This window comes from Blautia caecimuris (assembly GCF_024622975.1).
Taxonomy (GTDB): Bacteria; Bacillota; Clostridia; order Lachnospirales; family Lachnospiraceae; genus Blautia_A; species Blautia_A caecimuris.
In genome coordinates this window covers 323,427-338,278 of record NZ_JANJZT010000001.1, presented here as the reverse complement: position 1 = coordinate 338,278, position 14,852 = coordinate 323,427, and the positions used below count along the sequence as shown (strand labels likewise).

Genomic DNA, 14,852 nt, shown 5'->3' with positions numbered 1-14,852 from the left:
GATATGTTTTTCTCATAGCGATCATCCTTTCTTTGATAACACTATTTTACCATACATCATCTCAAAAATATATAGCAGAAATTTAATTTATTCTATACTAGTTCAATCTCCACAACTTCGTCAACCTCGCTGATTGTCACGCTGATTTCTTCCTCGGAAAGTTCATAACCTTTCGGGCTTTCGATTTCACGGATGACCCATGTGCCATACGGAACTTCCTCAAAAGAAAAACTGCCGTCATCCTCGGATGTGGCAGTCGCAATCGCATTTTCCTTTGTATATTCTGTTGTGCCTGTCTTAAAGATGCCGATTAACGCACCGCCCAAGTCCTCGCCGTCCTCATTGGATTTCTTACCGCTTACCGAGCCGTAAATCAGTTCGTTTTCAATGGCTTCGCCCTCATTTGCCGTGATATTCACAACGGCTGTTTCCTGCCCTGCGTACTCAAAGTCAACAGGGTATTTCTCGTCGCTGACAAGGTAGGCGGCGTTTGTGCTGATTTCCTGCACATAATAGCTGCCAATCGGCAGGTCGCTGACTGCCTTTCCATGACCGTTTTCATCAAGGAAAATAACCTCTAATAATTCATCCGCAGGGATTGTCGTGCTGTCTGCGGCGGTCAGTTCCTCGGCGGCATACAGACCAAACGTAACGTCTTTGATTTCGCCGTTATTTCCCACACCGTATGCTTCATCCACCTCAAGGCTCTTGATTACATCGATTTCCACACGCTGACGCTCGTTGTAAAAATCCGTGCCTGCTTCCGTCACTTCGATTTCCTGTCCCGCATATACAAGCTCCACGGCGTGGACTTCCTCGCTTAACACCATGCCATACGGGGCGGTCACTTCCTTAACCTCATATCTTCCCAGATACAATTCTTTTGATTCTGCCGTGCCGTCCTCTCCTGTGGTAAGCGTGTCTACAACCTCGCCTTTCTCGGCTCTGACCGTCCCATCCATTGTGATAATGTCCTCGGCTGCTGTAATCTCATAAACCGCACCCTCAAGGCTGTCTACTGCAAAAATCGGCTGATACAGCCCCTTGTTTCCTGATACCCTGCTGAATACCTCCCCAGACTTTTCTACCGTGATTTTTCCTTTTTGTGCCACGTTGGAGCGTTCCACTTTGACAATCGTGATGCCGTTTTCATCCTCGGAATTTTCCTGTTCTACATCAAAATAAACTGGCTCGGAATCCAGAACGTAGCCATACGGAGCCTGCACCTCAACCAGAGAATATCCCTTGCCGTATTCCAGAGTCTGCGGCGTAATAAGCTCGCCCTCTGCCGTGGTGTAGAATGTGTCAATCTTTGTTACTTCGGGATAAGTGAACGTCATTGTTACAAGCTCCCCATTCGGGTCGTAAATCTGGAAGCCCGCACCTGCATATGGGATAACCTTGCCTGTTTCTATATCCTTTTTCACAATCTTGATATAGCTCTCAAAATTGGCATTGTTGATAAGGTAGCGGTAAGTCTGGCTGTCCTTGCAGATAAACACGTCAAAGTCTTTCATCAGCTCACGCCCGTCCCATCCAGAAGTCTGGTGAACCGTATAGATGCCGTATGGCATATCCTTTGTCTGTGCAAATCCGTTCTCATCGCAGATAAGCGTGTCACGTTCCGTTTCCTCCGCCGCATCAAAGCTGCCTGCGGATTTCAAATATACCTCAAAAACAGCACCCTCCTCTGGCGTTTCAATCTGGGTTTCGCCGTTATCGGTATGCTTGATGATAGCGATATTTCCCTTAATGACCTGCTCGTTTACGTCATTCTTTGCAGAGTTATATTCCACGGTGTAAAGCTCTGGCTCTGCCCCTACATGGTGTACGGTCGTATCTAAGAGATAGCCCTCGGACGGGGTAATCTCACGGATGCTCCAGTCATCGCCGCACACATAATATTTTGTTGTGAACTGCCCGTTTTCGTCGGTGGTGTAGGTGTCAACCAGTTCCTCGCCTTTATAAATGCCATAAACCGCACCTGCAAGGGAAGCGTCCCCCTGCGGCTTCTTTCCCGTTTCCACATCGGTCTTTAATACTGTGACATTGAATTTCTTTAAAATGTTGTGGAAGCAGCGGTTCGTGACCTTTTTCCACTCAATCGGGGCGGTCTGGGATGCAGGGACAACATAACGGACTGCCGTATCCACTTCCTCAAGGGTATAAGGCGTGCTGCCGCTGATAAGGACATTCTCAAACTTCGCCAGTCCATTCTTATCGGTTATGGCATATTCATCAACAGCCAAGCCGCTCAATGATGTTCCGTAAAGGTGGAACTTCACGCCCTCCACAAGATTATCCTCGGATGTTTTTACAACTTCCAGACTTCCACGCTTTAAGGTATTGCTGAATGTGACCGTAGATGTTTTCCCTCCGATAATCGTCACGGTCTGGGTCTTCTGCGGCTCGTAGCGGTCAATGGACTGCTCTGTGACCGTATAAGTGCCAGGGAATAAGCCCTCCACCGTGATGTTTCCATTCTTGTCGGTTTTTACGGTCTTATTGAAGCCGTCGCCTTTGATGGTAAAGGAAATCCCCTCAACAACTCCGTCCTCGGAAGTCTTTTTGAGTGCAACCGTGCCTGTCGGCGTTTCCACGTTGATATATGCCATCATGGTGTCTACATTTTCCACACCCGTGATAACGTCCTGTAAATTCGGGTCGCCGTAGGCAATCATCATCGCACCGCTGCTGACGGTCGGCGTGTTATTTCTCGTCGCCGTAATCCTCGCCTTGCCGTCAATCGCCTTTGATGATGTGATGGTCAGCTTATTCCCAGATTTGGATACCTTTACATTGCTGTCGGAACTGGTAAAGGAATACTCGGAGAGGGCATTGTTCTTATCCGTCAATGTCAGACTGTACTTCCCATCCTTATAGGCAAGCTCCTTTGTGATGTCTTTCTTGCCTGCCGACATGAAGCTCGGAATTGTGCTGTGCCTTGTCATCAACGACACAATCTGGTCGTAAGCCGCCCTTGCCCCGCTATTGGAATAATTAGAGCCAAAGTGAAGACTGTAAACCATCGTGCTTGTCTGGCTGTACGGACTTGCTGCCTGTCTGCATCCCGTGACGAACTCCCACACAAGGGTCTGGGTGGCAAGCCATTTCTCATCATCGCTCCCAGATAAATTCCCGCTGTTTCCCTGATACCCATAGAGCAGGGCAAGCCCAACCGCCTTTTTCTGGTCTGCGGAGAGGGCGTTCCAAGCGTTGGAAGATGCCTTTGCCAATGTGTTTCCTGTTTTCAGCGGCACGCCCGGCTGAAGGCAGAACGCCGTTTCCCCGTCCACATACATACGGTATTTGTATTCGCCCGTTCCTCCTGCGGTATGACCTCCAATGTTGGCACTGGAATTATACCTCATGGCGTTCCCTGCACCGTCGTAGGTGTGGGTAAAGCTGATTGTTCCGATGTCGCCCGCTGCAAACGCTGTCGTGGCAGGGACGGCGGACAATGCCGTGACCGCAGCCAGAGCAAACGCCGCAGCCCTTTTGAATAATTTACATATCTTCATTCATTACCTCCTGTTCATTCTCGTGTTGATAGTTGACTTCTGGCAGAAAAAAAGCCGCCCATGTGGACAGCCTTTAATAGTTCTTTTCTCGGATAGTTACTGGCAGTATCTAGGGGGAGAGGTGTGGAGAGGGGGAAGCGGAAAAAAATTTGCTATTCCCCAAAGGGCGGACTTCTCCCCAAGTGTGCGGTTATCTTTCCTGCCCCCGCTGCCTTTGCAGATGGCGGTTGTAGAACTCCAACGCCTTTACGACAAAATCCGTTTGCTGCCCTCTGGGGATGGATTTCGGTATGAGCTTGGTTATCCGCTCATCCTTAAAGGCAGGCTTCTCTTTCTGGTTCGGCTTATCCTCCTGCATGATGCTCTGGATAACCTCGTCCGTGAGCTTTCCCTCCTGCATAAACTTTTTCATTTTGATAGCCTGTGCAAGTGAAGGCGTGGCATCATTGTAGCCCATCGCTTCAAGCAGGGTGTATTGCTGTTCCTCGGAAAGATAAGAAATCTCTACCGCAGGACGAAAAGCAATCTGGCGTTCATCTACCATTTGCAGAATTTCGGGTACAAGTTCAGTTAAGCGGATAAAGCGGCGTATCTGCTCACGGCTTTCACCAACTTCTTTTCCCAACTTCTCATTTGTTCGGGGAGTTTCTAAATCTGACACCACTGGTGTCAAATTATCTTTTGGTGGTCTGCCCGCTTGTCTGTTCATCGCTTCAAGCCGCATCTTATAGGCAAAGGCTTTTTCACTCGGCAGGATAACGGAGCGTTGGAGATTACTCTCAACCATGATTATAATCGCTTCATCATGGGTCAGCTCCTTAACCTCGCATTTCAGCGTTTCAAGCCCAGCAAGCTCGCAAGCCTTTTTCCGCCTGTGACCGCTGATAAGCTCATACCGCCCGTCCTCTTTCTGCCGAACTGTGGCAGGGGTCATTACGCCGCTCCGACTGACACTTTCAACAAGCTGTTCCATATCCTCATTCATCAAAACCTTGAATGGGTGGTCTGGGAACTCATCAATTTCGGAAATGGGTATCTCCCTTATCTTGCTTAGATTCGCTTCTGCACGACTCTCGTCTGTTTCAAAGAGGTCATCGTATGCGGTCAGCTCGATTTTGTTTTCTCTGTTTCTCACCAATCTCTGCCACCTCCTTTGCAAACTGTTCATAGGCTGCGGCTACTTTGCAGCTCTTGTCGTAGGCAAAAATACTTTTTCCCTCTGCGGTGGCTTCTACGGCACGAATAGAATGGGGTATCTGGGCATCGAAAACTTTAATCCTCTGCCCGTAGGCACTCTTTACCGTTGCGGTAATCTCCTTAGAGATGTTCGTGCGTGGCATTACCATCGTCATTAAGATACCGTCAATCCGCAGATGGGGATTGATTTGCCGTTTGACTTTAGACACGGAGCGAAGCAACAGCTCTAAACCTTTTGCAGAAAGATAATGGGGCTGTGTCGGGATAACCACGCTGTCAGCCGCTGCAAGTGCATTGATTGTTAGCATACCCAAGCTCGGCATACAGTCAATAAGGACAGTATTGTAATTCTTTTTTACTTCATTGATGCAGGTTTTCAGCACACTTTCACGGCTTATGGCATTGATGAGCCTTACTTCCAAGCCCGACAGTTCAATATTGGACGGGAGCAGGTCAACGCCCTCGTCATGGTGCAGGATAGCTTTCTGGACATTGGCAGGCTTATCGTCTATCACGTCCTGCATGATGCTTGAAAGCGTATCCGACAATTCATCTGGTCTGCTGTAACCAAGTGACATAGTTAAATTTGCCTGTGCATCGGCATCAATCAGCAGGACTTTTTTACCCTGCTGTGCCAGACTGACACCCAGATTTACCGCCGTGGTGGTCTTTCCGACACCGCCCTTCTGGTTCGTCAGAGCGATTACTTTACAATTTGACATAGGTGCGTCCTCCTTTCGCATAAATTTAGCCACTTTGTCAGAGTGGCTATGTAAAGGATTCATGACAATAAAAAAAGCCGACTGGCTGTTTTTTAAACTACACCAATCGGCTATGTAAAAATCTATTCTGTTTTATTATTTGCCTTATCTGCTCTTACATGATAAGTTTTCTATTATTCTTTCTGTATCCCATTTCTCTGGAAACAATACCGCCATAATATGAAACGCATCTATCAGCCCTGCAATATACGCATGAGTTCCGTATTCAAAATCCTGCTTATCCCTGCAATCTAAAAGACGTTGGCAAACTGCCCTTTGCTTTTCCGTCAAATCAAGCTCATTAAAGGCATCCTCTGCATCTCCCTCGTTATTACTATCTTTTTGATAACTTGCATCCGCTTGTAACAGTTTCAATACAGATTCGTCTTTTAGTTTCTCGACCGCTATTTTCACCAGTTCTTTAAATTCCTTATCGCACATCACTTCCTCCTGCCATTTCTACCCTTAACTTTTTTACAGGTGCATGGATAACCTTGATAATAAGCTCATCAACGCAATCTGTATATCTGCCTTGCTGTATAAGCTGATTTTTTAATCCTACAAGGCTATGTAACAGGAGTTTTCTTTCTTCACTATCCACATATAAATGATTTTTCTTTTCTCTCATTCATATCACCGTCCTTTTTTATTTTCATTATAATAGACAGATACCAGTATATTCAAAGATGCGAATGGGCGAAAAAATAAGCGTACCACTATCTCTAATGATACGCCTATCCCGTTCAATTTCTAAGAGCCTGTTGCCTATATTTTATCAGCAGGGTGTACACTACATAGACACGTTGATTGCCCAAACCCTTTATTTTCCGTTTGTGTTCCCACACCCGATATCAACTACCACCGAAACGTCAAAGTAGTTTTTGAGGTGCTTATTTCGGATTTTTTCACCCTCCGAAGTGAACGTGAAATGCTTCGCAAAGTGCCTAAAATAAAGGATTTCTACGAGGTTTTCTTTTGTATCAACACAATAGTCTCTACATGTACCGTCATCGGAAACATATCCACCGGGCACACCTTTTTCACCTGATACCCTCTCTCGCAAAGGTATTTCAGGTCCCTGGCCAGGGTGGCGGAATCGCAGCTTACGTACACAACTCTGTCCGGCTGCATTTCTACGATCGTGTCAATCAGTATCTCGTCGCAGCCTTTTCTAGGGGGATCTACAACGATCACATCGGCCCGGGCGTTTTCTCCCGGATGACGGGCAGCATAATCTGCATAGTAATCAGGAAGGACCTCTTCAGCTTTTCCTACATAGAATTCTGCATTCTTTATACCATTCAGCCGTGCATTGCGGCGGGCATCTTCAATAGCGGCAGGAACAATTTCCACGCCGCGGACAAATTTTGCTTTCTGGGCAAGGAAAAGAGAGATGGTTCCAATGCCGCAGTAAAGATCCCACACTGTTTCCTCTCCGTGAAGATCTGCATATTCCAGAGCCTTGGAATACAGTTCCCATGTCTGCTGTGGATTTACCTGATAAAAAGACAATGGAGAAATCTGATAAGAAATATCTCCGATTTTATCTGTAATATATTCCTGTCCCCAGAGAACCTGGATTTTTTCTCCCAGGATTACATTATTACGATTTTTATTAATATTCAGAGTAATGCTGGTCATACCCGGGATTTCTCTCAGAGCTTTCACCAGCTCCTGCTGATGCGGAAGCCTGCTGCCATTGGCAACAATACAGACCATGATCTCTCCTGTATGGTAACCGTAACGGGTAAAAATATGGCGGATCAGGCCTTTTCCGGTAACCTCATCGTACGGGGAGATATCATAGGTTTCCATATAGTCAATTACACGGTCCAGGATTTCTCTGTTCTGCGGAACGCCAAGGACACAGTCCCTGTTTTCGATAATGCTGTGGGTGCGTCCTGCATAGAATCCTGTTACGATTTTTCCATCCCTGTTCCGTCCTACCGGAAACTGTGCTTTGTTGCGGTAATGGAACGGGTCCTTCATACCGATAATGGGTTCCATGGGCAGATTGGCAAAGCCGCCGATCCGTTCCAGATGCCCGCGAACCTTGTCAGCTTTAAATTCCAGCTGTTTTTCATAGGAAAGCGCCTGAAGCTGGCATCCGCCGCACTGACGGGCAGAAGGACATACCGGCTCCGCACGGTCAGGAGAAGGCGTCAGGATTTCCATAAGTCTTCCATACCCATAGTTCTTTTTTGCTTTCATGATCTTGGCTGTAACTCTGTCTCCAATGACTGCGTCCTTTACAAAAACAGTGAAGCCATCAGCTTTGCCAATGCCTTCACCATTTGTACCGCAATCCACAATATCTAACGTAACCATATCATTTTTACGATATTCCATGAGGATCACACTTCTCCTGTTCTTCTTAAATTTGACTCAAAAAGTCTGTTATATCCAAGCCAGTCTTTTTTTCCTTTATCTGCTGCAAAAATCTCAGTCAGCGTCTCCATTCTGGCATCTGTATTGTCCGCCAGGTTCAGAGCAACTGCCTCTGCAAGCGCAGGTTTTTTCGGAGATCCATACTCCAGTTCCCCGTGATGGGCGAGAATACAGTGGATCAGTTCATTTTCCAGCACTTCCGGAAAGTCCGGAATTTCCTTTGCCAGATCATGAATCATCTGAGAGCCGATGATGATGTGCCCCAGAAGCTGTCCTTCGTCTGTATAATCGTTCTGAGGAAAAGCAGAAAGTTCTTTTGTTTTTCCAATATCATGCAGCAGCGCCGCTGTGATCAGAAGATCTCTTTTCAGAAGAGGATAAGCGCCTGCCATATAATCACAGAGCCTTGCCACGCTTAACGTATGCTCCATAAGCCCTCCGATAAATCCATGGTGAACTGTTTTGGCTGCAGAATGTCCCTGGAAAGCTTTGATAAACTCCTGATCTTCCACAAACAGTTTCCTGAGAATTGTGTTCAGATATGGATTTTTTACTGTGCTGATCATATCGCAAAGCTGACGATACATATCGTCTGCACTGTTTTCGCTGACAGGAAGGTAATCTGCTGGATCATATTCTCCCTCTCCGGCTTTGCGCACACGCTTGATATTTACCTGCATGGCTCCTGCAAAGCTTGTCACATCGCCCATTACATCTATGTAGTCCAGTGCATCAAATTCATCAATTCCCAATGAGTTTGGATCCCAGATCTTTCCGTCCAGCACTCCTGTCTTATCCTGTAAAATAATGCTGTCATAAGGTTTCCCGTTTTTGGTCACCGCTGACTGTTTCTGTTTACACAGATAAATTCCGCTGATTCTGTCGCCTTCGTGTAATTCATTAATAAAACGCATTTCTTTTTCTGCCTCTCTATTTTTGTTTTATCAGTACATCTAATTCTACGTCCACATATTCTCCTGATGGATTTTTGCGATATACTGTAAGTTCTGCCTGCTGTCCCGGTTTCATACTCTGAAGCCGGATACTGTATTCCCGCATTGTGGTAATTTCTTCTCCGTTAATCCGGTGAAGAATATCTCCGCTCTGAACGCCTGCAACCATAGCCGGGGAATTACTTTCTACCCGGTCAATATAAACCCCTCCCGGAATATCTCTGCTCTCAGACTGTATTTGAGAAATCGTTGTCCCGATCAGTCCTGCATAGCAGATGGGTTCTCCGTTGGAAAGCTTTTCCAGAAGAGTTCCAAGCTGTGCCACCGATACAGCACGGATCACGCAGCTTTTTTCTTCCTCATGATCCAGAATAATACCAATCATCTTTCCGTCCATATCCAGAAGCACACCGCCTCCGTCATTACCGGCGGCCATATTCGTTGTGATCAGTGTATATTCTGCATCCGGGATAGTAAGCTTTCCGGAAATGGCGGTAATATTTCCGTAAATAAGGGAATTGGTATCTCCATTTGGACTTCCGATCGCAATCACCGGCTCCGTCTGCTGACGGTCGTCCTGCGGAGCCAGAGTCACTGCAGTAATCTCATCCCTGTATTCCTCTTCTACATTTTTTACCGGAACCCTGACGACTACCAGCTTTGTCCGGGGATCTGCTCCGCACAGAGTTCCCTCTGCCATCACTCCATTAGAAAATGTAATTTTGAATTTCTCCGCTTTTTCCAGCTCATCCGATGTAGTCAGAATATAAAACGCATCTTTGTTTTTCAGAAAAACAATACCTTCTTCATCCCCATAAGTGAGGAGGGAATCGTTCAGTAAATCCTCTGTGTCCGTAAGTCCGGTCACCTGAACCAGAGCCTTGCGCGGTTCCTCTGCAATGTCCCAGATGGTTTTATACACATTTTTCAAATGGTCTGCTGAATCTGCATCTTCCTCCTCTTCCGGCTGAACACTTTCCGCCGTCTGTGTATCCGTTCCTCTGGCGAATTCTGAGCCGGCAGGCGGTGATAACTGTACCGTCTCCGGTTTTTTCGCTTCTTTTTCAAACTGTCTGAATATATTGGGCACAAAAGCCATTACCGTTACAACTGCACAAATTCCGAATACAATTCCACAGGATGCAGCCATTGCCAGCCTGCGGAGCACTGTCTTTTTATCTATGGGCCGTTCTTTTATTGTCTCTTTTATAAATGGATAGTCCTGATCCTTTTTATCAACCATAACCATTCTCCCATAAACCAGATAATTTAGGTGTATTTTAGCAAAAATATATGAACTTTTTATTAACAAAAATATACTTTTTCCTTTTCATTATGAAACAAATCATGTATGATAAGATTATAAGAAGAATTTTCTTTCCTGATTCTGTGTTTCATCTGGAAAAAAACATCAGAATCTGTTATGATAAAAGACTAAATACTATCAGAATTTACAGGAGATGCTGCTTCTGGCAGCGAAAAAAGTTATGAATCAAAAAGCATTATCTTCACTTGAGTATCCAAAAATTATAGAACGGCTTACAGAAAAGGCTTCCTCTCCTATGGGAAAAGAGCTGTGCCGGAAACTTCAGCCTTCTACTGATATAAATAAGATCCGTCTCATGCAGACTCAGACAAAAGATGCCCTGACCCGTCTTTTTCAGAAGGGTTCCGTCTCTTTTGGAAGTGTAAAGGATATCCGCGGCTCACTGAAGCGACTGGAGATCGGAAGTTCTCTGGGTATTATGGAAATTCTTTCTGTCTGCGCGCTTCTGGAAAACACCTCCAGAGTAAAAGCCTATTCCCGAGGCGACCGGAGCGACCTTCCCTCTGATTCTCTTGACAGCATGTTTGAACAGCTTGCTCCTCTGACCCCTCTGTCTTCAGAGATCAGAAGATGCATTCTCTCTGAAGATGAGATCAGTGATGATGCAAGTCCTGCGCTGCGCCAGGTACGAAGAAATATGAAAGTAACCAATGACAGGATCCATACGCAGCTTTCCGGACTGGTAAACGGAAACGCCCGTACCTACCTTCAGGATTCTGTGATCACCATGAGAAACGGCCGGTACTGTATTCCGGTCAAAGCCGAATATAAAGGACAGGTTCCGGGCATGATCCACGATCAGTCTTCCACCGGTTCCACTCTGTTTATTGAGCCTATGGCTGTGGTAAAGCTGAATAATGACATGCGGGAGCTTGAGCTTCAGGAACAAAAAGAAATTGAGATCATTCTTGCCGGTTTAAGTGAACAGATTGCAGAAGAACGGGAAGCCATTGCCCTGAATCTGGAACTGATGGTACAGCTTGACTTTATTTTTGCCAGAGCCGGTCTTGCCATGGATATGAACGGAAGCGAACCTGTTTTTAACGAGGAAGGCCGTGTGCTCCTGAAAAAAGCCCGCCATCCTCTGATTCCAAAAAAGAAAGTAGTTCCCATTGATATCCGTCTGGGAGATGATTTTAACCTTCTGATTATCACAGGTCCTAATACCGGAGGAAAAACAGTTTCTCTGAAAACCGTTGGTCTGCTTACTCTTATGGGTCAGGCAGGACTTCACATTCCGGCTCTTGACCGCAGTGAGCTGGCTCTTTTTCATGAGATTTATGCAGATATCGGGGATGAGCAGAGCATTGAACAGTCTCTGAGTACTTTTTCCTCTCATATGACTAATATTGTATCCTTCCTGGAAAAAGCAGATTCCCGTTCTCTTGTTCTTTTTGACGAGCTGGGTGCTGGAACCGACCCTACGGAGGGTGCTGCCCTTGCCATTTCCATCCTTTCCTATCTTCATGATAAAGGAATAAGGACCATGGCAACCACCCATTACAGCGAGCTTAAGGTATACGCACTTTCTACACCGGGTGTGGAAAATGCCTGCTGCGAATTCAGCGTAGAAACCCTGCGTCCTACCTACCGCCTTCTGATCGGTATTCCCGGAAAAAGTAATGCCTTTGCCATCTCTTCCAAACTTGGACTTTCCGATCAGATCATTGAAAGAGCTAAGGAACAGATCAGCGAACAGGACGAATCCTTTGAGGATGTTCTTTCTTCTCTGGAAGAAAACCGCGTTACCATTGAAAATGAAAGACTGGAGATTGCGCGTTATAAAGAAGAGATCAAAACTCTCAAAGCCCAGCTGGAATCCCGCCAGGAAAAACTGGATGCCCAGCGGGACCGTATTCTCCGCCAGGCAAACGAAGAGGCTCACAAGGTTCTGGAGGAAGCAAAAGAATATGCTGACCAGACCATGAAGCTGTTCCATAAATTCCAGAAAAATAATGTGGATACCTCGGCTGTGGAAAGAGAGCGCCAGGAACTCCGCAAACGGATGAATAAAGCAGAAAAAAACATGTCTGACAGACAGGAAACAAAAAAACCGAAGAAGCAGCTTACGGCCAAAGATATCCGTCCGGGAGACTCTGTTAAGGTTCTCAGCATGAACCTGAAAGGGACTGTGGGAAGCCGTCCGGATTCCAAAGGTTTCCTCTTTGTGCAGATGGGAATTATCCGTTCCAAAGTACATCTCTCTGATCTGGAGCTTGTGGATGAGCCTGTGATCACCACCCCTTCTCTTCAGAAAACAGGAGCCGGAAAAATACGTATGTCCAAGTCTGCCAGTGTTTCCACAGAAATCAATCTTCTCGGGCGCACAGTAGACGAAGCCATTGCCGAGCTTGATAAGTATCTGGACGACGCCTATATTGCCCACCTGAAAAGCGTCCGTATTGTCCATGGAAAGGGAACCGGAGCTCTGAGGAAAGGAATCCATGATTATCTGCGCCGCCAGAAGCATGTTTCCTCTTTCCGTCTGGGCGAATTCGGCGAGGGCGATGCAGGCGTGACTATTGTAGATTTTAAATAACAGAGGGAGGATTTCCTAATGACATCCAAACAGAAAATTCTTATCGTTGATGATGATAACAACATTGCAGAACTGATTTCTCTGTATCTTACAAAGGAATGTTTTGAGACAAAAATCGTAAATGACGGAGAACAGGCGCTGAGAGAATTTGACTCTTTTCATCCGGATCTTCTGCTCCTTGATCTGATGCTGCCCGGAATCGACGGATATCAGGTGTGCAGAGAACTGCGTCATACCTCGGATGTTCCCATTATCATGCTCTCTGCAAAGGGCGAAACTTTTGACAAGGTTCTGGGGCTTGAACTGGGAGCAGATGATTACATTATTAAACCCTTTGATGCAAAAGAACTGGTCGCACGTGTCCGCGCTGTGCTCCGCCGCTTTAAGGTCAGACAGCCGTCTGCCCCTTCCGGCGAAAAATCAGTGTCCTACCCTGACCTTACCATCAACCTTACCAACTACTCAGTCACCTATATGGGAAAACAGGTAGACATGCCCCCCAAGGAGCTGGAACTGCTTTATTTTCTGGCTTCTTCTCCCAATCAGGTATTTACAAGAGAGCAGCTCCTTGATCATATCTGGGGCTATGAATATATCGGGGATACAAGAACTGTGGATGTCCACATTAAAAGACTCCGGGAAAAAATCAAAGATAATCCCAGTTGGAGCATTGCAACTGTGTGGGGCATCGGATACAAATTCGAGGTAAAAAACAGATGAAAAAAAAGCTGTCCAGGAAATTCATGGAGGTTTATCTTTTTGTAGGGCTCCTTGGTTTTCTGCTGGTTACGCTGCTGGGTTCCCATATGATCGAATCTCAGCTGGAAAAAGATATCAGCGCAGATCTTTATCAGAGTGCCTACCGGATCTCAGAAAATGAGGATATCCGGTACAATATTTCCGCTTCCAGTCTTGACAGCATCCGAGAAAAACTCACTATGGTTGCAGACTATCCCAATACCATCATCTGGATCATTAATGAAAGAGGAGAGGTTGTTCTGAGTACCCGGAAGGATATTTCTCCGGGAGATCCCATTCCTCTTGCAGGTTTTGATCCTTCCATCTGGGGAAGCACCTATTATCAGGTAGGCTATTTCTACGGGTACTTTGAAGATGATGCGCGCCTCAGCGTAATCGCTCCCATTACAGACAACATGACTATCAAAGGCTATGTTGCCATTCACTATATGATGAGCCGCCTTTACCAGCAAAGAGGCAGATATCTTTTTATCCTTCAGTTTCTGTTCCTGCTTGTCTATATACTGATGTCCCTGCTCCTGCTTGTGTTCCGTCAGTATGTTCACAAACCGCTTACAGAAATAAAAAAAGGAGTTACCGAATATGCAGGAGGCAACCTTAACTATAAAATCCCTGTTTATACAGACGATGAGCTTGGATATCTGGCAAACAATCTGAACTATATGGCAGATAAAATGAACCGGAACGGAGAATATCAGAGACAGTTTATCTCCAATATCTCCCATGACTTCCGCTCACCGCTTACCTCCATAAAAGGCTATGTGGAAGCAATGATGGACGGTACGATTCCCGTGGAAATGCAGGATAAATACCTGAAGATCATTGCCTATGAGGCTGACCGTCTGGAAAAGCTCACAAAAGGCCTCCTCACCCTGAATGAACTGGATATCCAAAAACGTCTCCTGAACATTCAGACCTTTGATATCAACGAGGCCATAAAAAAAGCTGCCGCCACTTATGAGGGAGACTGCACCAGACGTCATATTCTCCTTGAACTGATTCTTTCCGGAAAAGAGCTGTACGCCAGGGCAGATGTGGAACAGATCCAGCAGGTGCTCCATAATCTGCTGAACAATGCCATTAAATTCAGCCCGGATCATTCAACCATCATTATTGAGACAACAGAAAAAAATGAAAAGATTTTTGTTTCTGTCAAAGACCACGGAATCGGCATTCCAAAGGAAAGCCTTTCCAAAATCTGGGAACGCTTTTATAAAACAGATATTTCCAGAGGAAAAGACCAGAAAGGTACCGGTCTTGGTCTGTCTATTGTAAAAGAGATCATCCATGCTCATGATCAGCACATTAATGTGATCAGTACCGAGGGCATTGGAACAGAATTTATTTTCACTCTGGAAAAAGCACGATAGGATTTGTCTCCTGCCGTGCTTTTCATTTACCTGAAAT

At 45.9% G+C, this 14,852-nt stretch carries 10 protein-coding genes and 1 pseudogene; 3 read left to right on the top strand and 8 right to left on the bottom strand.

The genetic code is table 11. The features are described from left to right. Window positions 1–95: 95 nt before the first annotated feature. From NSA57_RS01505 to NSA57_RS01470, 8 genes and pseudogenes are all read right to left on the bottom strand, one after another. A pseudogene (locus NSA57_RS01505) lies at window positions 96–3,521 on the bottom strand (SpaA isopeptide-forming pilin-related protein); the annotation flags it as partial. A 190-nt stretch (window positions 3,522–3,711) separates the two neighbouring features. Continuing rightward, the gene (locus NSA57_RS01500) at window positions 3,712–4,659 is read right to left on the bottom strand and encodes a ParB/RepB/Spo0J family partition protein (protein ID WP_257463780.1); all 948 of its coding nucleotides are present in this window, start codon (window positions 4,657–4,659) and stop codon (window positions 3,712–3,714) included. After that, window positions 4,613–5,440, bottom strand: coding sequence for a ParA family protein (locus NSA57_RS01495; RefSeq protein ID WP_257463779.1), 828 nt, complete (start codon window positions 5,438–5,440; stop codon window positions 4,613–4,615). The genes NSA57_RS01500 and NSA57_RS01495 overlap by 47 nt, the downstream gene beginning before the upstream one ends. 144 nt (window positions 5,441–5,584) lie before the next feature. Continuing rightward, complete coding sequence (locus NSA57_RS01490) at window positions 5,585–5,920, bottom strand: hypothetical protein (protein WP_257463778.1); 336 nt, start codon at window positions 5,918–5,920, stop codon at window positions 5,585–5,587. Further along, window positions 5,910–6,107: a hypothetical protein gene (locus NSA57_RS01485; RefSeq protein WP_160253881.1), complete on the bottom strand. Its 198-nt coding sequence runs from the start codon at window positions 6,105–6,107 to the stop codon at window positions 5,910–5,912. The genes NSA57_RS01490 and NSA57_RS01485 overlap by 11 nt, the downstream gene beginning before the upstream one ends. A gap of 332 nt (window positions 6,108–6,439) precedes the next feature. Further along, the gene (gene rlmD, locus NSA57_RS01480; RefSeq protein WP_257463777.1) at window positions 6,440–7,828 is read right to left on the bottom strand and encodes a 23S rRNA (uracil(1939)-C(5))-methyltransferase RlmD; all 1,389 of its coding nucleotides are present in this window, start codon (window positions 7,826–7,828) and stop codon (window positions 6,440–6,442) included. Window positions 7,829–7,833: 5 nt separating this feature from the next. Next, window positions 7,834–8,781, bottom strand: coding sequence for a 3'-5' exoribonuclease YhaM family protein (locus NSA57_RS01475; protein WP_022068936.1), 948 nt, complete (start codon window positions 8,779–8,781; stop codon window positions 7,834–7,836). Between the two features lie 16 nt (window positions 8,782–8,797). Beyond that, window positions 8,798–10,063 carry a S1C family serine protease gene (locus tag NSA57_RS01470; RefSeq protein WP_257463776.1) on the bottom strand — a complete coding sequence of 422 codons (1,266 nt, stop codon included), beginning with the start codon at window positions 10,061–10,063 and terminating at the stop codon, window positions 8,798–8,800. 244 nt (window positions 10,064–10,307) lie between these two features. Here NSA57_RS01470 and NSA57_RS01465 point away from each other — a divergent pair, with 244 nt between their 5' ends. Genes NSA57_RS01465 through NSA57_RS01455 form a run of 3 tightly spaced genes read left to right on the top strand, consistent with a single transcriptional unit; the run spans window position 10,308 to window position 14,815 of the window. Beyond that, window positions 10,308–12,686 carry an endonuclease MutS2 gene (locus tag NSA57_RS01465; RefSeq protein ID WP_257463775.1) on the top strand — a complete coding sequence of 793 codons (2,379 nt, stop codon included), beginning with the start codon at window positions 10,308–10,310 and terminating at the stop codon, window positions 12,684–12,686. Between the two features lie 18 nt (window positions 12,687–12,704). Further along, window positions 12,705–13,406: a response regulator gene (locus NSA57_RS01460; RefSeq protein WP_147598117.1), complete on the top strand. Its 702-nt coding sequence runs from the start codon at window positions 12,705–12,707 to the stop codon at window positions 13,404–13,406. Beyond that, complete coding sequence (locus NSA57_RS01455; RefSeq protein ID WP_257463774.1) at window positions 13,403–14,815, top strand: HAMP domain-containing sensor histidine kinase; 1,413 nt, start codon at window positions 13,403–13,405, stop codon at window positions 14,813–14,815. The genes NSA57_RS01460 and NSA57_RS01455 overlap by 4 nt, the downstream gene beginning before the upstream one ends. Window positions 14,816–14,852: the final 37 nt, after the last annotated feature.